The organism is Stenotrophomonas sp. STEN035, assembly GCF_056759935.1.
Genome location: NZ_JBRRDY010000012.1, coordinates 84068 through 99423, shown reverse-complemented (window position 1 = coordinate 99423; position 15356 = coordinate 84068). Strand labels below are relative to the sequence as shown.

General features: G+C 63.1%; 31 protein-coding genes and 1 tRNA gene. 17 read left to right on the top strand and 15 right to left on the bottom strand.

Going from position 1 to position 15356, the window contains the following annotated elements:
* Positions 1-22: 22 nt before the first annotated feature.
* From ACVOLL_RS08700 to ACVOLL_RS08630, 15 genes are all read right to left on the bottom strand, one after another.
* Positions 23-101, bottom strand: a tRNA-Met gene (locus tag ACVOLL_RS08700).
* A gap of 91 nt (positions 102-192) precedes the next feature.
* Positions 193-618: a hypothetical protein gene (locus tag ACVOLL_RS08695; protein ID WP_481512529.1), complete on the bottom strand. Its 426-nt coding sequence runs from the start codon at positions 616-618 to the stop codon at positions 193-195.
* A complete protein-coding gene (locus ACVOLL_RS08690) occupies positions 608-814 on the bottom strand; it encodes a hypothetical protein (RefSeq protein ID WP_481512528.1) in 207 nt (68 codons plus the stop codon). Before ACVOLL_RS08690 ends, ACVOLL_RS08695 begins: the two co-directional genes overlap by 11 nt.
* Complete coding sequence (locus ACVOLL_RS08685; protein WP_481512527.1) at positions 811-1272, bottom strand: RusA family crossover junction endodeoxyribonuclease; 462 nt, start codon at positions 1270-1272, stop codon at positions 811-813. Before ACVOLL_RS08685 ends, ACVOLL_RS08690 begins: the two co-directional genes overlap by 4 nt.
* Positions 1269-1742 carry a hypothetical protein gene (locus ACVOLL_RS08680; RefSeq protein ID WP_481512526.1) on the bottom strand — a complete coding sequence of 158 codons (474 nt, stop codon included), beginning with the start codon at positions 1740-1742 and terminating at the stop codon, positions 1269-1271. Before ACVOLL_RS08680 ends, ACVOLL_RS08685 begins: the two co-directional genes overlap by 4 nt.
* On the bottom strand, positions 1739-2020 hold the full coding sequence (locus tag ACVOLL_RS08675; RefSeq protein WP_481512525.1) for a hypothetical protein: 282 nt from the start codon (positions 2018-2020) through the stop codon (positions 1739-1741). The genes ACVOLL_RS08680 and ACVOLL_RS08675 overlap by 4 nt, the downstream gene beginning before the upstream one ends.
* The gene (locus ACVOLL_RS08670) at positions 2017-2265 is read right to left on the bottom strand and encodes a hypothetical protein (RefSeq protein WP_481512524.1); all 249 of its coding nucleotides are present in this window, start codon (positions 2263-2265) and stop codon (positions 2017-2019) included. The genes ACVOLL_RS08675 and ACVOLL_RS08670 overlap by 4 nt, the downstream gene beginning before the upstream one ends.
* Positions 2262-2555 carry a hypothetical protein gene (locus ACVOLL_RS08665; protein ID WP_481512523.1) on the bottom strand — a complete coding sequence of 98 codons (294 nt, stop codon included), beginning with the start codon at positions 2553-2555 and terminating at the stop codon, positions 2262-2264. Before ACVOLL_RS08665 ends, ACVOLL_RS08670 begins: the two co-directional genes overlap by 4 nt.
* Positions 2552-3031, bottom strand: a complete 480-nt coding sequence (locus ACVOLL_RS08660; protein ID WP_481512522.1) for a hypothetical protein — start codon at positions 3029-3031, stop codon at positions 2552-2554. Before ACVOLL_RS08660 ends, ACVOLL_RS08665 begins: the two co-directional genes overlap by 4 nt.
* Positions 3032-3090: 59 nt before the next feature.
* Positions 3091-4512 (bottom strand): replicative DNA helicase, encoded by a 1422-nt coding sequence (locus ACVOLL_RS08655; RefSeq protein ID WP_481512521.1) that lies wholly within the window; start codon positions 4510-4512, stop codon positions 3091-3093.
* Positions 4512-5222 carry a helix-turn-helix domain-containing protein gene (locus ACVOLL_RS08650; RefSeq protein WP_481512520.1) on the bottom strand — a complete coding sequence of 237 codons (711 nt, stop codon included), beginning with the start codon at positions 5220-5222 and terminating at the stop codon, positions 4512-4514. Before ACVOLL_RS08650 ends, ACVOLL_RS08655 begins: the two co-directional genes overlap by 1 nt.
* Complete coding sequence (locus ACVOLL_RS08645; protein WP_481512519.1) at positions 5219-5422, bottom strand: hypothetical protein; 204 nt, start codon at positions 5420-5422, stop codon at positions 5219-5221. Before ACVOLL_RS08645 ends, ACVOLL_RS08650 begins: the two co-directional genes overlap by 4 nt.
* Positions 5419-5829: a phage regulatory CII family protein gene (locus ACVOLL_RS08640; RefSeq protein WP_481512518.1), complete on the bottom strand. Its 411-nt coding sequence runs from the start codon at positions 5827-5829 to the stop codon at positions 5419-5421. The genes ACVOLL_RS08645 and ACVOLL_RS08640 overlap by 4 nt, the downstream gene beginning before the upstream one ends.
* 244 nt (positions 5830-6073) lie before the next feature.
* Positions 6074-6391: a hypothetical protein gene (locus ACVOLL_RS08635; RefSeq protein ID WP_481512517.1), complete on the bottom strand. Its 318-nt coding sequence runs from the start codon at positions 6389-6391 to the stop codon at positions 6074-6076.
* Positions 6392-6613: a YdaS family helix-turn-helix protein gene (locus ACVOLL_RS08630; RefSeq protein WP_481512516.1), complete on the bottom strand. Its 222-nt coding sequence runs from the start codon at positions 6611-6613 to the stop codon at positions 6392-6394.
* A 575-nt stretch (positions 6614-7188) separates the two neighbouring features.
* Between ACVOLL_RS08630 and ACVOLL_RS08625 the strand changes: the two genes are divergently transcribed.
* The 17 genes from ACVOLL_RS08625 (at position 7189) to ACVOLL_RS08545 (ending at position 15300) form a co-directional block, all read left to right on the top strand.
* Positions 7189-7533, top strand: a complete 345-nt coding sequence (locus ACVOLL_RS08625) for a hypothetical protein (RefSeq protein WP_481512515.1) — start codon at positions 7189-7191, stop codon at positions 7531-7533.
* A gap of 8 nt (positions 7534-7541) precedes the next feature.
* Positions 7542-7886, top strand: a complete 345-nt coding sequence (locus ACVOLL_RS08620) for a hypothetical protein (RefSeq protein ID WP_481512514.1) — start codon at positions 7542-7544, stop codon at positions 7884-7886.
* A 171-nt stretch (positions 7887-8057) separates the two neighbouring features.
* Positions 8058-8456: a hypothetical protein gene (locus ACVOLL_RS08615; protein ID WP_481512513.1), complete on the top strand. Its 399-nt coding sequence runs from the start codon at positions 8058-8060 to the stop codon at positions 8454-8456.
* On the top strand, positions 8453-8722 hold the full coding sequence (locus ACVOLL_RS08610) for a hypothetical protein (protein ID WP_481512512.1): 270 nt from the start codon (positions 8453-8455) through the stop codon (positions 8720-8722). Before ACVOLL_RS08615 ends, ACVOLL_RS08610 begins: the two co-directional genes overlap by 4 nt.
* Positions 8719-9087, top strand: coding sequence for a hypothetical protein (locus ACVOLL_RS08605; RefSeq protein WP_481512511.1), 369 nt, complete (start codon positions 8719-8721; stop codon positions 9085-9087). Before ACVOLL_RS08610 ends, ACVOLL_RS08605 begins: the two co-directional genes overlap by 4 nt.
* Positions 9084-9422, top strand: coding sequence for a hypothetical protein (locus ACVOLL_RS08600; protein ID WP_481512510.1), 339 nt, complete (start codon positions 9084-9086; stop codon positions 9420-9422). Before ACVOLL_RS08605 ends, ACVOLL_RS08600 begins: the two co-directional genes overlap by 4 nt.
* A complete protein-coding gene (locus ACVOLL_RS08595) occupies positions 9419-9571 on the top strand; it encodes a hypothetical protein (RefSeq protein WP_481512509.1) in 153 nt (50 codons plus the stop codon). Before ACVOLL_RS08600 ends, ACVOLL_RS08595 begins: the two co-directional genes overlap by 4 nt.
* 38 nt (positions 9572-9609) lie before the next feature.
* Positions 9610-9783, top strand: a complete 174-nt coding sequence (locus ACVOLL_RS08590) for a hypothetical protein (RefSeq protein WP_481512508.1) — start codon at positions 9610-9612, stop codon at positions 9781-9783.
* On the top strand, positions 9780-10016 hold the full coding sequence (locus ACVOLL_RS08585) for a hypothetical protein (RefSeq protein ID WP_481512507.1): 237 nt from the start codon (positions 9780-9782) through the stop codon (positions 10014-10016). The genes ACVOLL_RS08590 and ACVOLL_RS08585 overlap by 4 nt, the downstream gene beginning before the upstream one ends.
* Positions 10017-10048: 32 nt before the next feature.
* Positions 10049-10786, top strand: a complete 738-nt coding sequence (locus ACVOLL_RS08580) for a pentapeptide repeat-containing protein (protein ID WP_481512506.1) — start codon at positions 10049-10051, stop codon at positions 10784-10786.
* Between the two features lie 38 nt (positions 10787-10824).
* Entirely contained in the window at positions 10825-11337 is a 513-nt protein-coding gene (locus ACVOLL_RS08575) for a hypothetical protein (protein WP_481512505.1), read from the top strand.
* Positions 11338-11468: 131 nt separating this feature from the next.
* The gene (locus ACVOLL_RS08570; RefSeq protein ID WP_481512504.1) at positions 11469-12407 is read left to right on the top strand and encodes a hypothetical protein; all 939 of its coding nucleotides are present in this window, start codon (positions 11469-11471) and stop codon (positions 12405-12407) included.
* An 8-nt stretch (positions 12408-12415) separates the two neighbouring features.
* Entirely contained in the window at positions 12416-13207 is a 792-nt protein-coding gene (gene bet, locus ACVOLL_RS08565) for a phage recombination protein Bet (RefSeq protein WP_481512503.1), read from the top strand.
* Complete coding sequence (locus tag ACVOLL_RS08560; protein ID WP_481512502.1) at positions 13204-13857, top strand: lambda exonuclease family protein; 654 nt, start codon at positions 13204-13206, stop codon at positions 13855-13857. Before bet ends, ACVOLL_RS08560 begins: the two co-directional genes overlap by 4 nt.
* The gene (locus ACVOLL_RS08555; protein ID WP_481512501.1) at positions 13854-14231 is read left to right on the top strand and encodes a hypothetical protein; all 378 of its coding nucleotides are present in this window, start codon (positions 13854-13856) and stop codon (positions 14229-14231) included. The genes ACVOLL_RS08560 and ACVOLL_RS08555 overlap by 4 nt, the downstream gene beginning before the upstream one ends.
* On the top strand, positions 14231-14491 hold the full coding sequence (locus tag ACVOLL_RS08550; RefSeq protein WP_481512500.1) for a hypothetical protein: 261 nt from the start codon (positions 14231-14233) through the stop codon (positions 14489-14491). Before ACVOLL_RS08555 ends, ACVOLL_RS08550 begins: the two co-directional genes overlap by 1 nt.
* On the top strand, positions 14488-15300 hold the full coding sequence (locus ACVOLL_RS08545; RefSeq protein WP_481512499.1) for a hypothetical protein: 813 nt from the start codon (positions 14488-14490) through the stop codon (positions 15298-15300). Before ACVOLL_RS08550 ends, ACVOLL_RS08545 begins: the two co-directional genes overlap by 4 nt.
* Positions 15301-15356: the final 56 nt, after the last annotated feature.

Below are 15356 nucleotides of genomic sequence, written 5' to 3'. Positions count from 1 at the left end.
GGTAAGGGTTGACGGGCATGGATGGTTGCGGGGGCCGGATTCGAACCGGCGGATCTCCGGGTTATGAGCCCGGCAGCCTGGACCTCTGGCCTACGCCCGCAGAAACGGAAACGGCCCGCCTGTGAGGGCGAGCCGTGGAATTTGGTCAGCTATGTCAGCTTGCCCGCTTTTTACGTCTTCAGGATTAACCTGTCAAGCGGCGACGGAAACCGCCAGCAGCATGCCGTGCACACGCTCCGTGCCGCGCCTTGCCATGTCCACATAGCTGGCCTGGCTCACCATCTCAAAACCCGCCGCCGTCAGCAGCATGTTGGCCGTCTCCCAGCGCTCGACCTTGCGCCTACCCATGCCGCAGTAATACGCGCGCAGCACCCATCCGATGGCCGGGGCATGCCGGCTGATTTCCGCAACTGCATCCTCGACTTGCTGCGCCTCTGCGTTCACCTCCAGCGGCTTGTACCCGGTAACCCTGCCAGGCATTTCATGGTGCTCCATTAGCACCGCAATCAGGTTTTTGGAGGCATGGCCAAGGTATTCGCAATCCTTGTGCAGTGCGAATTCATCGCCCCAATGATCCAGCCGGCGGCGAACGTACTCGCTCATCAGGTCAGCCTGCATCGCGCAGCTCCTCGAACACTTCATCATCCAGCCGGAACGCCGGCAGCTTCTTGTCGATCGCGCAGGCGCCCTGCCGGTCCGGCTGCTTCTTGCAGTGGAACGTCCCGTCCGTCAGCTCCCGGAACTGGCACACCGAGCAACGGCCCAGGCGGCGCATCCGGGCCTTGTAGCGCTTCCACATGCGGTCAGTGCTCAAGCAGCAACCCCATCCAGCAACGACGGTGCGGCGGCAAGGAACTCGATCTCGACCTCAACCCGCGCGCCCTTCTCGTCCGGCTCCATCCGCTCCTGCAGGATGCGGCGGTGCTTCTTGTCGTCCACCCAGGCCACGCCGTTCAGGGCATCGGACAGGACCTTCTCGCAGTTGCCCAGATCGATGCACTGGACGGTGTCGTCCCAGGTGTACGGGTCCTTGCGCGCCCGCTTCGCCCAATCCTGCGGCCGGTGCGGATACAGGCGGATGGTCAGGTGTACCCGCCCGGCGTGCGGCTGACGGATGCCGGCGGCGCGAGCGATGGCTGCCACGGCGGCCTTGTACTGCTTGGCCTCATCGGTCACATAGGTCATGGCCAGCGGCCTCGGCTTCTTGGGGATCACTCGCGTGGCCCAATAGCGATTACTTGAAATCGGGTAAGGCAGCACAAGCATGATCATTTCATACGCTCCTGGTTCATTCGCTGCTCCCGATGTGTTGCCCAACGGCAATTGGACGGCTCGTAATTTCCATTGCCATCGATCCGATCCAACGTCATCCCCTCAGGACGCACGCCCATGTCTTCTAGAAAATTCTCGAATGCTGCCCAGCGTTCACACACCCTCACGCCCTTGCCGCCATAGCGCGCGTACTCATCAGCCTTCGGGTTTGAGCAACGCGCCTTCATCGCGCACCAGCTGTTGTGGGTCTTAGTTCTGCGCATGCCGTGGGTCGGTCGCTTTCCACGTGCGCAGCCACATGAGGTTGTGTGTCCACTTGTGAGACGGAACAGCGCGGCGACGTGCTTTTTCCCGCACTCACACAGGCAGAGCCACTGCGTACGGCCGAACCGATCGTTCTGGCTTCGCTCCAAAACCGTCAGTCGTCCGAACTTGGCGCTGATCGGGTACGGAAGAATCAGGGTGATCATGCTGCTTTCCTCTTGTTGAGCCGCTCCAACGTCACGTTCAGAGCCTTCAATTCATCCATCTTCATGACCGTCCACATGCGCTTCTGGCCGTGCCAGCCGTTGAAGCTGCCCTGGTGGCAGTCCTTGCACAGCGCCACGGTGGTGAAGTGCTGGCCCTGCTTGATGTGGTGGGCGTCGCCGGGACCAGCTGCGTCGCAGATACTGCAGGGAAGCCACTTCACGGCCTCCATGTGGTCGTGCTCGGCCTGCGTAATGGCCTTGGCATTCTTGGTCCTCAAGAGATCACCCCCATGACCTTGGCCTTTACCCACTCCAGCAGGCCAATCAGTGCGCCGTTGTCGGTGGGGCGCCCATAGACCCGGTACTCCAACGCCCCAGGCGTGTCGATGACGATGCAGACCCTGTCCACTTCGCCGAACTCGCCGGATTCGATCCGATCTGCAATTTCTCGGATGCGTGCAGCCAGCGTCTCCTGGTCGACGCACAGTGCATTGTTCGGCATGAGGTGCACTACGCCGTTCATTCGCCCACCTTGGCGATGCACTCGCCTTCGCTGTTCCGCCATTCGTCGCAGGCGGCCTGCGGGCGGGTGATGAAGTTACCGAAGGAGCAGCGGTCTACCACCGGGTTATGCACCGGGTGCTTTCGCACTGGTTCCTTGCGGATGCGGATCTTTCCGCTGCGGGTGCGCTTCTCCACCAAGCGGTACAGGGTGTGCGGCTCACGGCGGAAGTACAGACACGTGGCGCAGCGAGGCGTACTCGGGTCGTAGCCCTGCAGGCGCTTCTGCATGTCATCAGGAGAGTCCATCACGCTGCAGCCCTCCGATTCGTCCCAGCCATCTCCCAAAACTCGGCGCGCACCGCGTCGAGCATCACGTGGCTGTAGCGCTTTCCGATGTGCTCGGTGATGCCATCGAACAGGACCTGAAAACGGTCCTGTTCCATCTCGTCGAATGACAGGCTCTCTGCCTGCATGACCATCAAGCGGCCCAGCCCGGGAATATCCATCTCCATCTCCTCGCAGCAGGTTGCCGACTCGCGCTGCAGGCGCTTGACCGCGTCGTGACTGCCGAGCTGTTCCCAGCCTTCTACGTTGTCGACCATCAACTGCCCGATCTTGTGGATCAGGCGGTGCTGCCATTCCTCGCGCGGCTGCTTCAGCTCGGCGCGCACCTCGCGGCCGGTGTGGAACTTGCGTTCGCGCAGCAGACGAGCGTCGACCTCATGGGCCGGTACCAGGCACCCGATCAGCTCACCGGTATCTGGGTCGCGCAACTTGCGGACCATCAGGTACACCGGCCGGCGGGCGCGCTTGGCGCGAATCTTCTTTGCTGCTGGGGTGAGGGTCATTGGTCACCTGCCCTTGCCGCTGCTGCGGTCGTGTGGACGGGAACACTGCGCGCGCGGCGCGGCGCCGGCGGCTGGTCCAGGTAGTCGGGCTGCAGCTCCGGATCGAGGAAGCGCATGGTCTTGCCGTCGAAACCGAGGCTGAAGCCTCCGCATGGCCCATGCCTGTTCTTCTCGACGTTGAGCTCCGCCTTGGTTGGATCGCCGTTTTCGCGGTCGTAGACGCAATGGCGGTACAGGAACGCGATGATGTCCGCCTCTCGCGTGGCCTCGTCACTGTTTGCGATGTCGCCCAAGTTCGGCCGCTTACTGCCGTTGCGGGTGTCCACGTCAGCCTTGACCTGCGCCAGTACCACGACAGGAATATCCAGATCCCGCGCCAGCGTCTTCAGGGTGCGCGCCACCTCGCCAACTTCTTCAGCTCGACTGTTCGAGCGCGGCACGCGGATGCGCTGCAGGTAGTCCACCCACGCAATGCGGATGCCGTGCTCCTGTTTCCAGCGGCGGATAGTGCGGACAACCTCATCCAGCGTCGGTGCACTTCGGTCGTAGATGAAAATGCTGCGGCCGATGAGCTTGCGCATGCCGGCGCTGAGCTGCGGCCATTCCTCCGCAGTGAAGTCGCCACTGCGCAGCTTCTCGGCTGCCACGCCCGACTCGCCCGAGATACCGCGCGACGCCAACTGCCTTGCCGACTGCTCGCCGGAAATGATGCCAACCGGGATTCCGAGTCCGCCTTGGTGAAACGCGCAGTTCACCAGTAGCGCCGTCTTGCCCATTGATGGGCGAGCGCCAACGAAGATCAGATCACCCCCATGGGAGCCGCCCAGCCGCTTGTCCAGCCGGGTGAAGCCATATGGCACACCACGCACCTCCCCCTTGTGCGCATAGGCATCCTCGGCGTCGCGCCAAGCCTCGCCAAGCGCCTGCTCCAGCGTGTGCTCGTAGCCCATGCGGGTTTTGGTCAGCTGCATCAGCTCGCGGATGGCGTCGTCCAGAATCGTCACGGATTCCTCGCCTTCCGGATTCATGCACTTGCCGATAAGGGTGTCGCTGATATCGATTGCGCGCCGCATGGCCGCTCGTTCGCGGATCAGCGCGGCGTGCTCGGAAACGCTGGCAACGGTGTAGCCGTTGGACTGCAGCTCGATCAGGTAAGCGCCGTCCATGCGGTTGCCAAGCCCTTGCGCCACCAACCACTCGCCGAGGTAAATGGAATCGCACGGCTTGCCGCTGGCTTCGAGCTTCAGCATCTCGCCCCACAGCACCGCATGGTCGCGGCGGAAAAAGTCGCCCGGCTCCAGGTTTGCGCGTCCAATGGCCTCGGGGTAGTTCATGCAGCCGCCGAGCACGTACTGCTCAGACTCGATGGCTGTCGGCAGGGAGCGGTCGCGCTGGAAATGTTCGCGTGGCACGGCCATCAGAGCATCTCCCGGCCATCGTGAGCCGAGTCGGACAGCGACTGCTGGGAGCTACGCTGCCCGCCCTCGCGTGCAAGCCAGTCAGCGCGAATCGCTGCCCAGCCACGTTCGCAGCACAGGCGGATCGCGGATTCCAGCGACAACCCAGCTTTGCCCGCCTCGCGTTCCAGGCCTGCAACCGCTGTTCCCGTCAGCGGGAGTTTCTTTTCCTTCCGGACTGCCACGAAGTCGGAAACCAGGTCAGCAGGCAGACCCGGAAGCAATTTGATGGCCTCCTCCACTGCCGCGCTATGACGGTTGCTTCTGACGGTTCTTGATGGTTTATGACGGTTAGTGTCCGCCTGGCGGACTGGTATGGTTCGCGAGGCGGACTGGTTGGTTCGCGAGGCGGACTGGTTTGAGTCCGGGAGGCGGACTGGTTCGGCAGGTGGACTGGTTCGGGAGGCGAACTGGTTTACCGCATTCAGATCGACCGTGTAGGACGTGTGCCGACCATTGCTCCGGTCCGCAACAACCAGGCCCTCACCCTCCAGCCAGCGGATGGCGGCGATCACTGCCGTCCTGCCAAAACAGGTGCGCTCACAGATTTTCGTCAGCGACGGCCAGGCCACGCCCTGATCGTTGGCGTTGTCGGCCAGCGATACCAGTACTGCCTTGGGCGTTGGAGGCATCTGCAGCGGCCAGCAGAGGGACATGACCATCGTGCTCATCGGTCACCCCCAAAAATTCGCTGGTGAAGTTCAGCCTCCAAGAGCGCGACCTGCTCGGGCGACCTGGCCAGTGCGGCTGCCTTGTATTCGTCATACAACCGGCGTGTTTCCGCCTTATCGCCAGCGGCCTGCGCCTCTCGTACAAGCTGCGCCAGCACCGCTATCCGCTCTTCACGCAATTCATCGCTACGGTTGCTCATGCCGCAGCCCTCCCCGTCAGTGCTTCGGACAGGATCTTGCTGCGGGTGCGCTCAGCCTCGAGCTGCTCGGTCAGCTCCCGCACCTTGCGCTCGGTCTCCGACTCCAGCGGGCGAACGCTGGCCGGGTCCAGGCCCATCTGGATCAGGAGCCAGGACAGCGGCGCAGAATTGCCGCAACGAAGCATCAGGCGCACCAGCTGCTCGCCGCTGGGCGAGTTGGTGCCGGTCTTGCAGCGGGACCACACGGCGTCCTGCATGCCGATCTCGGCCGCGATGGCCTTGTCCTGCAGGCCGCTCTTGCTGGCGCAGTACGTCAGCACCGCGCCCCAGTTCTGCTGGCGCGCCACGTCGGCCAGGTCAACGCTGGTCGGGTGTCCACGCATGGGTAGATCAAGCTGGGTTGTCATGATTGATTCGCTTTGATCAACGCCCGGAGGGCGAAATAAAGGCTCAGCCCCGAAGGACCGAGCCAGTGGATTCAGGAAGAACGAACGCGCCGAACGTCGTAACGCTTCAGCGGATGTGCGGCCGGGTCTACGTGATCAGCCGCGTCGGTAATCGGGTAAGTGCGCGTGGTCGAGCAGCGCAAACGGGAGCGCCCCACCCTGCCCGGCGTTGTTGTGCCGTTCCCGGGGCGCTGAGGTGGGCATGTCAGGCGGCTTCCGTGCCACGCTTGCGGCGCTGGGCATCCTTGCGCCAGCTACGGACGAGCCAGATCACCGCTGCAATCAAGGCTGCGAGGTTGGCCGCATAGACCCACCAAGGCAGACCGAAGATGGCAACCAAGATCGAGGCGAAATACAGAATCAAACTGGCCATATGGCTAGCCGTGCTAACGATGGACTGCTTCTTGATCGCCCGAGCGCACCAGCGCAATCCGGAGGCGCTGCGACTGGCGGTGATGTACTTCGCCGCCCTGTTTGCGGCACTCAATGCTGCGTATTTGACGTGGAAGATTCGAGCGCGCACTTAGGCCGCCTCCCCTTCGGGGGCTGGGCCGAATACGTCGGGGCGCAGTTCGTGGCGGGAGACGCCGAAGGTCTCCTCAATAGCCCTTGCGTACTTAGGAGCAACGGGCCGACGGCCAGTAGCCCACTGATTTACGAAGGCGGGAGCAGCGCCAATCGCCCGTGCAAGGGCGGCTTGCGTGCCAGCGAGATCAATAGCTTTCTGGATAGGGGTCGCGTCCATGCTGGGAAAGTAGCATTGCTACTTGCCTCGTGCAATAGCATTGCTAGCACCGAAACCTGCAACCTATTGGTAGCGTTGCTATATGGCTGAACGACGCAAACTGACACCCGATGAGCAAGCTGCTGCAGCTCGCTTTGACTCTGCCTTGATGGCATCACCTCATTCTCCGGAATCCCTGTCTGTTGCGCTGGGAATTACACCGGCGGCCGTAGGGCATTGGCGCAGAGGGGAAATTGCCATTCCTCTTAGGCGTGTCGCTCATGCTGCGCAGCTCTTGGCCGTTGATCCGGCTGCGATCTCAATGGAATGGGCATTCGCAGTGGCTCCTTACCTTCGAAATTCACCGTCTCAGCCCATGGGATTGGATGCGGTGAAACTGGCCACATCGATTGCAGCGCTGCGGCAAGTGGCCAGCAGGAACGGACTGGAGTACGACCCGGAGACCCACCCGAGCGAGACGGTGGCGGCCTACGAGTTAGCTTGCGCCCTGCCCACAACCCCCACCACGGCTGATGTGATCGATTTCGGCGCACGAGTTGCCGACCTATTGCGCAAACGCAGGGAGGGAGTTGGAAATGGTGGACAAGGAACTGATGAAAAGGCTGGTGTCGGTCATCGAGGGCGGTCTAAAGCCAAGGGCTAAACCGCGATTGACGGTCGTTCTGCCTACTCCGCTCAGCCAGGGCATGTGCGAGATAGAGCGCGAATCCCACCGAAAGATGATCCGGCACCTTCGGAGGCGGTGGGGAAGCTCGATGCAGCACATCATCGATCAGGCAGCCTTTGGGCTAGCTGGTATCGAGCAATTGGATGACGACTCGCTTGTCCAGCTCCATAAGGATCTTGAGCGAGCTCAAGAGTGCATGCGCGATGGCGTGAGCTTCGAGGATGCGGGATTGCTGCGATCCAGGTACAGCTAGGAAGGGTGATGGAACACGCAAACTATGCGATTGAACGCCTAACGGCGCTGATGGCCGCTGGCTACGAGATTCAGCCGGTGGGGAGAGCTGAGGACGCCGTCGTTCTGCACTTCCCGGGGCGCCGCTTTAAGTACTGGTGTGCGTATGTCTATTCGTCCGGTCAGGCGGTCCTTCTGTCATCCGGTGCCGATGAGCGCCGCTTCTATGCGGACGACACCCAAGACGATTTTTGGAAATTCGTAAGCACGGTCCCTGCGCCGCACTGGACCGTCCAGTCGATTCGCATTCCCGGCATCGTCCATGCTGCGTGGGTCGGCGTTACCACCATCGCACTGGTTCTCCACTTCACTTAATCGCAACGCCTCAGGGTCATGGGGCTTTCAGCCCGACCCACTAAAACCTGAACGCACCAGAATCCGTTCAGTATTTTTTTGCCCAGAAAAGTAGCATTGCTATTGCGAATGACGAATAGCATTGCTACCTTAAATCCCGTCGGCCCACCCGGGCCATACGGGGCAAGAGACATGGCTACGGCCTACGATCACTGGAAGACCACCGACGACCGGATCAGCGCCCGTGAGCGAGCCCGGGCTGAGTTCGTCGCCGAGCGCACCGCAGAACTGACCGAGCAGCGCCTGGCCGATGAGGATCAGGTGGCCGACGCCATCAGTGAGTTCATCGGCTACGAGGACGACGGCGAAGCCCTGCTGAAGTCGATGGCCCGCTTCCGCGCTGCGTTCGACCTCGCACAGACCGATTGCGGCATGGCCGAAGCGGGCCTGTCCCTGTTCCGTGAGATCACGTCGGTGGCCCAAGCACGCATCAAGCGCGATGCCGAATCTGACGCGACGGAAGAGGGCTACAAGCGCTTCCCTGAGCACGACGACCACGACCCGGAAGGTCTGCAGGCGGTGGCCGCATGAGCGCCAAAGGCAGCGTCCTGTCGGTGCGCATCACCCCGGAGCTGCGCTGGGCACTGGATCTAGTTGCGCGTCAGCAGTTCCGATCCGTCACCAGCGTCATCGAGGCTGCCGTTTCGGCCTACGGCGGAGACCTGACCGAGCTTGCACGGAATAGCTACCACCCGGATCAAGCGGAGCAGGCAAGGCGTTTGGCGGCTGCCGCACCACACCTTCTGACCTTCGATGAGCGCGAGCTCGTCCGCAGCAAGACGGGGGCACAAGCATGACCGCCAACAAGCACACGTCGGGGCCGTGGGAGCTCAGGAACGAGTTCGGCATGCAGGGCCTGATCTACCCGAAAGGCTCGCAGTATCCGGTCGCTTCAACTACGGGCTACTTCAGTGCCACTGGCCAGACTGCAGCTAACGCCCGCCTGATCGCCGCCGCGCCGGAGCTGCTGGAGGCGCTGAGCGCCAAGGTCAAAGACGCAGAACAGCGAGTCTTCGAGGGCTGGCTGGAATCCAACAGCCCCAGCGGCGACCACGAACAGGTCCAGCGCCAATGGCTGGAGAGCAGCGACTGCCGAGACTTCGTATCCGAGTGGGGCGATCAGATCGCCGCAATAGAAAAGGCAACAGGGGGTGCGGCATGAGCGGCTACGAGATCAAGGTTTCGATTACGGCGCTGTGTCCGTGCTGCGGCGAAGCGCTCCCATCGAACGCCTACCTCACCGAGAGCCGCGCGTCGCAAGGCGCGCTCGACCATGACAACCCATACGAGCGCAAGGACCGCCGCGTTTTCATCACGCCATGCGCAACCTGCTTTGTGTCACGCGCAGGCGTCGCCGAGCTTATTAATGCGCTGGAAGGTCTTGAACAGGCCTATTGCCGCGCAGGCTCCCCGCTGGATAGGGCTGAGCGCATGGAAGATCGCAAGCGACTCATCGCTGCGCGCGCCGCCCTCTCCCGCGTGCGAGGTGCTGCATGAGCATGCGCCGCTTCAATGCCTGGCTGCACTGCTTCGCCAAGTCGCGTCAGTACGACGCCCTGCTCTACATGGGCTGGCTGATCGTCGCTGCAGCTGCAGTGCTGTTCGTTCCGCTGCGTCTTCTGGTGATCGCGGAGGGCCTGTCGTGATTCCACGCATCCCCTCTGCCAGCGAGATAGCAGCTGTCGTGTTCCCTCCCATCAAGACGCCTGACCCGCTGGCATGTGATTGCTGCGGCGGCTCTGGCTGGATCGGCGGCCCGAGCTTCTACCAGCCCGATGAGGGTGGCTATCCCTGCCCCGACTGCGAAGCCCGTCTCGAAGCTGAGCACGGCATCTGCGCGCAGGACGGTGACGAATGATCCGCCTGTTCGTCTACACGACGGCGCTGTTCTTCTTCGCCGACATGCTCCGCAAGGCTTGGAGCGTTCGCGCCGACTCGCTGCTGCTGCCCATCGCTGTGGTGGTGCTGGTGTTCCTGGTGCTGGTGGTCAAGCACGCCTTCAAGCAGTGGCGCCGTATTCGTCCGCACCAGACCTCCTTCATCCGCCCGCGCGGTGGCTTCCCGCCGCAGAGCAAGCGCGACATCCGCTGATTCCCTGCAGTACCCGCCAACAAGGAAGAACCATGAAGTTCGAAATCAAGAATCGCTGGACGGGCAACGTCCAGTACAGCTGCGAACTGTCGGCCGAAGTCGCTGGCAAGTCTTATGGCCTGCAGCTTGGGTTTGCCGTGAAGTCAGCGGTAGCCGGCGGTGCCGTCCTGAGCGGTGCCGTCCTGAGCGGTGCCGTCCTGAGCGATGCCGTCCTGAGCGATGCCGTCCTGCGCGATGCCGTCCTGAGCGGTGCCGTCCTGAGCGATGCCGTCCTGCGCGGTGCCGTCCTGAGCGATGCCGACCTGCGCGGTGCCGTCCTGAGCGATGCCGACCTGCGCGGTGCCGTCCTGAGCGATGCCGACCTGCGCGGTGCCGTCCTGCGCGGTGCCGTCCTGAGCGATGCCGTCCTGAGCGGTGCCGTCCTGAGCGATGCCGTCCTGAGCGATGCCGACGGCACTGCATGCCCCGTTGTCATCCCGAACATTCACCAGGCCGTCTACGCAGCCGTGTCCGAGCCGATGGCGCTCGATATGGGTAGCTGGCACAGCTGCGACACCACGCATTGCCGCGCCGGCTGGGTCACGCATCTGGCTGGCGCTGGCGGACGCGCCCTGGAATACGCATTCGGCACCTCCGCTGCCGCAGCCCTGATCTACATGGCCAGCGATCCGAAGCTGGAGCGCATCCCGGACTTCTACTGCGGAAACAGCGAGGCGCTGGAAGACATGCGTCGTCTTGCTGAAACAGAAGCTGCTGCAGCCCAAGAGTAATTCCCCGCCGGCCCGGCCGGCCTTACCGAGGCATCACCATGTTCCAACTGGAAAAGCACGACTCGGCCATCGCCAACGTCAACCAGCGCCATGGCGAAGAACGCGAGCTGGCAGCCGACGTCAAGTTCACCACCAGCGCCGGCAACGTGCTGCTGGACAGCATCGAGAAAGGCCTGAAGGAAGCCCTGTTCCGCAAGCCCGGCAAGGGCGAGCAGCAGGATCTGCCCATCGGCGACACGCCGCTGTCTGCGGTAAAGTTCCCGAGCCTGGAGCCGCTGAAGCTGGCCCACGAATTCCTCGGCTACGAGCTGCAGATCGATGGCCTGCTGGAAGGCGTTGAGCCGATTGTCCTGGTCGACGTGAAGCTCAAGAAGTTCGTGATCGAGCCCAAGGAAGGCGGCAGCGTCGGCCTGTCGTTCACCGCCTCCGCCAACGTCACGCCCGACGAACTGGCCGAGCTCTCCGAAGCACTGATCCGCGAAGACGTCCTGCTGACCCTGACGCCGCCGAAGGCTGCGGCCCAGCAGAAGGACCTGGCCGACGCGGCCTGATCCCAGAATCCGCCCGCCCATCCCCTCGGGCGATACCGCGGCAACTGGCCTCCCCTCCACGCGCCGCTGACAGCCCGGAAAGACGGGCACCTATTCCCATAACGCCGCTGTCCACCCGCGAAGGAACTGCCATGTCCGAATCCCTTATTCCCCTGGAATCCGTCAACGCCGTCGAGGTCTTCACCGGCGGCAAGCTGGACGACCTTCTGGCGCGCATCCGCGCCGAGGCCGTGACGCTGGTTCCCGATCTCAGCACCGTCGCCAGCCGCAAGGAAATCGCGTCCGTTGCGTACAAGGTCGCGCGCTCGAAGACCGCCATCGATGACGCCGGCAAGGCGCTGGTGGCTGACCTGAAGAAACAGACCGGAGACATCGACGCGGCCCGCAAGAAGGCCCGCGACACTTTGGACGCCCTGCGCGACGAGGTTCGCAAGCCGCTGACCGATTGGGAGGCTGAGCAGGAGCGCAAGGAACAGGAACGCAAGGACGCCGAAGAGCGCGCCAAGGCCGAAGCCGAAGCTGCGCGCCTCGCCGAGATCGCCCGCAAGGAAGAAGAGATCCGCGCCCGCGAGGAAGCTGTGCGCGCCGCAGAAGAAGCTGAGCGCCAGCGTGTCGCCGCAGAACAGGCCGAGCGTGAGCGCGTCGAGCGCGAAACTCGCCTGCAGGCCGAAGCCGCAGAGAAGGCAAAGCGCGAAGCGGCCGAGGCTGTTGAGCGCGCCGAACGCGAGGCCCGCGAAGCGAAGGAGCGCGCAACCCGTGAGGCTGCCGAGGCCGATCAGCGTGCGAAGGACGCGGCTGAGCGCGCAGAACGCGAGAAGGCCGAAGCCGTTGCAGCAGCAGAACGTCGCGCCCAGGAAGAAGCCGACCGCATCGAGCGCGAGCGCCAGGCTGCTGCCGATGCGCAGCGCAAGGCTGACGAAGCCCGCGCCGCTGATGTGGAGCACCGCCGGACCATCAACCGCACTGCTGTTGCGGCCCTCGTCGCTGCAGGCCTCTCCGATGAAGCTGCTGCTACCGCCATCACCGCCATCGTGCAGGGCAAAGTCCCGGCCGTCGCCATCCGCTACTGAGGCACACCATGAGCAGTCTCGTTCTCTCGCAAACCAAGAACCTCGCCTCGTCGCTGAACATGGCCGCTACCGACGCACAGGAGCTGGTGACGGTACTGAAGGCCACGGCGTTCAAGGGCCAGGTGTCCGATGCCCAAATGACCGCGCTGCTGGTGGTAGCCAACCAGTACGGTCTGAACCCGTGGACCAAGGAAATCTACGCCTTCCCGGACAAGAACAATGGCATCGTGCCGGTGGTTGGCGTCGACGGCTGGTCGCGAATCATCAACTCGCATCAGCAGTTCGACGGCATGGACTTCGAGCAGGATGACGACAGCTGTACCTGCTCGATCTATCGCAAGGACCGCAGCCGTCCGGTGCGCGTGACCGAGTACATGGCTGAGTGCCGCCGCCCGAATGTGGGCCCATGGCAGTCCCACCCGCGCCGCATGCTGCGGCACAAGGCCATGATCCAGTGCGCGCGACTCGCATTTGGCTTTGTCGGTATCTACGAGCAGGACGAGGCAGAGCGGATCATCGAGGGTGAGGTCGTCCGGGCTGAGCGCAAGCCGGCTGCTGCGACCCGTCAGCTGCCATCTGAGCCGGAAGACACCGAGGAGCGCCGCAAGCTGTACGCCAGCCTGCAGGCATTTGCCGAGGCTGGTCTGGACGAGTACCAGGGCGCGTGGGGTCGGCTGTCCAAGGAGCAGCGCGCCATGATCGGAACCAGCGGCCATGAGTCTCTGAAGGCCATCGCGCTGAACGCCGGCGCCGAGGATGTCGCTGATATCTCCGTCGCAGCCGAAGAGGTGCCGCTGTGATCACCTACAACCACCCCCAAGGCAGTCCCGAATGGCTGCAGAGCCGTTGTGGCGTCATCACCGCCAGCATGTTCAAGGTCGCGCGCGAGCGCCTGAAGTCCGGGCCGAACAAAGGCGACTTCACGGAAGCCGCGAAGGATTACGCCTTCCGCCTGGCGTTCGAGCGCATCAGCGGCCAGCTGATGGACGAGGGCTTTACGACGTGGCAGATGGATCGCGGCCATGAGTTGGAACCGCAAGCACGGGCGGCCCACGAAATTGAGACGGGCTGCGTGGTTGAGCAGGTCGGCTTTGTGACCACGGACGATAGTGTCTTCGGCGCTTCGGCAGACGGCTTCATTGGCGACACCACCGGCCTTGAGATTAAGTGCCTCGTCTCCGCCAAGGGCATCCGCAAGCTGTGGTTCGCGGACGACCTGTCCGACTTCATGGATCAGGTGCAAGGCGGCATGTGGATCACCGGCCGCAGTGATTGGCACTTCGTCATGTACAGCCCCGCCTTGGCAGGCATTGAGAAGCACCTGTTCCTACGCGTGGTCAAGCGAGACGAGGCGTACATCGAATCCATGGCGCGGGATCTGCTCGACTTTGCCGAGTTGGTCAATGAGTTCCAGGAGCGGCTGAAGAAGCCGCTACCGGAGGCCGCATGAGCGAGAAGAAGTTCATCGACGGCCTGATCGTCAAAGCACCGCGCGACGGTGCGCCGGAATACCTGGTCTGCAAGCTGTCGATCAAGCGCGAGGAGCTGATCGCGTGGCTGCAGCAGCAGAACGGCGAGTGGATCAACGCCGACGTGAAGATTTCACAGGGCGGCAAGTTCTATGCGCAGGTGGACGACTGGAAGCCGGATAGCCAGCGAGGCGGTGGCCACGGTGGTCGGCGCGGTGGTCAGGAGCAGCGTCGCCCAAGGCAGCAGAACTACGAGGAAGTACGCGACCAGCGCCTGGGCGATCTACAACGCAGCACGCCGATGGATGACTTCGCAGACGACGACATCCCTTTCATTCGCTGGGGTAACCGCTGATGAGCCGCAACCGATTCACCCGCCGCGCACCGAAGCGCAACGAGGGCCAGAGCTGGGGCCGGTTTATGGACGCGAATGGCTTGGAAGTCATCTACCGCATTTTCAGGCGCGATCACACTGGCCGTCTGCACTTCGTTGAGCACAGGACCGTTGTGGAAACCGATCCCAGGTACATCGCCCACGCGCTTCTCCTGTCAAAGCGCCAGCTGCGCGACCGCGTGGACGAAATCGACCTGGCCGCATTGGAGGAAGCAGCATGAGCAACTACACCGCAGCAGACATGACCACCGCAGCGGCAAGCGGGCATCGCGACGGCTATCAGGCTGGGTACGCGGATGCGGTGAAGGCATTCGAGACTGCACAGCCCGCCGCAGCGCAGGAGGCGGTGGCGTGGCAAGTTGGTGACGATTTTTACACTTCGGAGTCGCTGGCAATCGAAGGGATTCAGCAGTGGGGACCGTCAGGCTCTATTGCCATCCCGCTCTACGCCGCCCCCGTCGCCGCAGCGCCGGGTGATCTAGACGCACATGGCTTGCGTGCGCTGGATAACTGCATCGCTGACCTACGTCGCTTGCTGGAACTGTCGCAAGACTACGATCTAGACGTGATGAAAATGCAATCGCTGGAGACTGCCATCGAGTCGATGGAACTGCGGAAGGTAGCCAGCACCCCCGCAGCGCCGGCGCTCTACGTGAATAAGTGGGAGCTGGATAACGGCGGCGCTGACGGCGTGGTCGCAATGCGCGCTGGGCGGCTCGATGCACAGCGCCAGTTCTTCACCGTGCCCCTATACCTCGCCCCCGCAGCGCCGGGGATCGACCTTGAACAGTTGCGCCCCCTGATGCAGCTCGGCATGACCTGGGGTCCGGGTAGCAAATATCGCATTGCTGCTGAAAGTCTAGCGGACCTGATCGACGCCAGCCCCAAGGGCGGCAGCATCGCGCAGTTCAAAGGGCTGACACGCGAACTGACAAAGCTGTCAAAGAAGTCCGAGGGTGAGCCGGTATGGATCGAACCCCAAGAAGCCGCAGCGCTATTGCAGACCACCAGCGCCGAGGTGGGGGCGTGAGCCGCCTCTACTGCGGTCGGCCCGAGTGCGGCGTATACCTTGGCTCGCTCGGAAGC

What these genes read in the sequence shown, in the direction of transcription:
- ACVOLL_RS08695 (WP_481512529.1), bottom strand. Translation starts at nt 618, where the DNA reads ATGCAGGCTGACCTGATGAGCGAGTACGTTCGCCGCCGGCTGGATCAT.
- ACVOLL_RS08685 (WP_481512527.1), bottom strand. Translation starts at nt 1,272, where the DNA reads ATGATCATGCTTGTGCTGCCTTACCCGATTTCAAGTAATCGCTATTGG.
- ACVOLL_RS08680 (WP_481512526.1), bottom strand. Translation starts at nt 1,742, where the DNA reads ATGATCACCCTGATTCTTCCGTACCCGATCAGCGCCAAGTTCGGACGA.
- ACVOLL_RS08670 (WP_481512524.1), bottom strand. Translation starts at nt 2,265, where the DNA reads ATGAACGGCGTAGTGCACCTCATGCCGAACAATGCACTGTGCGTCGAC.
- ACVOLL_RS08660 (WP_481512522.1), bottom strand. Translation starts at nt 3,031, where the DNA reads ATGGTCCGCAAGTTGCGCGACCCAGATACCGGTGAGCTGATCGGGTGC.
- ACVOLL_RS08655 (WP_481512521.1), bottom strand. Translation starts at nt 4,512, where the DNA reads ATGGCCGTGCCACGCGAACATTTCCAGCGCGACCGCTCCCTGCCGACA.
- ACVOLL_RS08650 (WP_481512520.1), bottom strand. Translation starts at nt 5,222, where the DNA reads ATGAGCACGATGGTCATGTCCCTCTGCTGGCCGCTGCAGATGCCTCCA.
- ACVOLL_RS08645 (WP_481512519.1), bottom strand. Translation starts at nt 5,422, where the DNA reads ATGAGCAACCGTAGCGATGAATTGCGTGAAGAGCGGATAGCGGTGCTG.
- ACVOLL_RS08640 (WP_481512518.1), bottom strand. Translation starts at nt 5,829, where the DNA reads ATGACAACCCAGCTTGATCTACCCATGCGTGGACACCCGACCAGCGTT.
- ACVOLL_RS08630 (WP_481512516.1), bottom strand. Translation starts at nt 6,613, where the DNA reads ATGGACGCGACCCCTATCCAGAAAGCTATTGATCTCGCTGGCACGCAA.
- ACVOLL_RS08625 (WP_481512515.1), top strand. Translation starts at nt 7,189, where the DNA reads ATGGTGGACAAGGAACTGATGAAAAGGCTGGTGTCGGTCATCGAGGGC.
- ACVOLL_RS08620 (WP_481512514.1), top strand. Translation starts at nt 7,542, where the DNA reads ATGGAACACGCAAACTATGCGATTGAACGCCTAACGGCGCTGATGGCC.
- ACVOLL_RS08615 (WP_481512513.1), top strand. Translation starts at nt 8,058, where the DNA reads ATGGCTACGGCCTACGATCACTGGAAGACCACCGACGACCGGATCAGC.
- ACVOLL_RS08610 (WP_481512512.1), top strand. Translation starts at nt 8,453, where the DNA reads ATGAGCGCCAAAGGCAGCGTCCTGTCGGTGCGCATCACCCCGGAGCTG.
- ACVOLL_RS08605 (WP_481512511.1), top strand. Translation starts at nt 8,719, where the DNA reads ATGACCGCCAACAAGCACACGTCGGGGCCGTGGGAGCTCAGGAACGAG.
- ACVOLL_RS08600 (WP_481512510.1), top strand. Translation starts at nt 9,084, where the DNA reads ATGAGCGGCTACGAGATCAAGGTTTCGATTACGGCGCTGTGTCCGTGC.
- ACVOLL_RS08595 (WP_481512509.1), top strand. Translation starts at nt 9,419, where the DNA reads ATGAGCATGCGCCGCTTCAATGCCTGGCTGCACTGCTTCGCCAAGTCG.
- ACVOLL_RS08585 (WP_481512507.1), top strand. Translation starts at nt 9,780, where the DNA reads ATGATCCGCCTGTTCGTCTACACGACGGCGCTGTTCTTCTTCGCCGAC.
- ACVOLL_RS08580 (WP_481512506.1), top strand. Translation starts at nt 10,049, where the DNA reads ATGAAGTTCGAAATCAAGAATCGCTGGACGGGCAACGTCCAGTACAGC.
- ACVOLL_RS08575 (WP_481512505.1), top strand. Translation starts at nt 10,825, where the DNA reads ATGTTCCAACTGGAAAAGCACGACTCGGCCATCGCCAACGTCAACCAG.
- ACVOLL_RS08570 (WP_481512504.1), top strand. Translation starts at nt 11,469, where the DNA reads ATGTCCGAATCCCTTATTCCCCTGGAATCCGTCAACGCCGTCGAGGTC.
- bet (WP_481512503.1), top strand. Translation starts at nt 12,416, where the DNA reads ATGAGCAGTCTCGTTCTCTCGCAAACCAAGAACCTCGCCTCGTCGCTG.
- ACVOLL_RS08555 (WP_481512501.1), top strand. Translation starts at nt 13,854, where the DNA reads ATGAGCGAGAAGAAGTTCATCGACGGCCTGATCGTCAAAGCACCGCGC.
- ACVOLL_RS08550 (WP_481512500.1), top strand. Translation starts at nt 14,231, where the DNA reads ATGAGCCGCAACCGATTCACCCGCCGCGCACCGAAGCGCAACGAGGGC.
- ACVOLL_RS08545 (WP_481512499.1), top strand. Translation starts at nt 14,488, where the DNA reads ATGAGCAACTACACCGCAGCAGACATGACCACCGCAGCGGCAAGCGGG.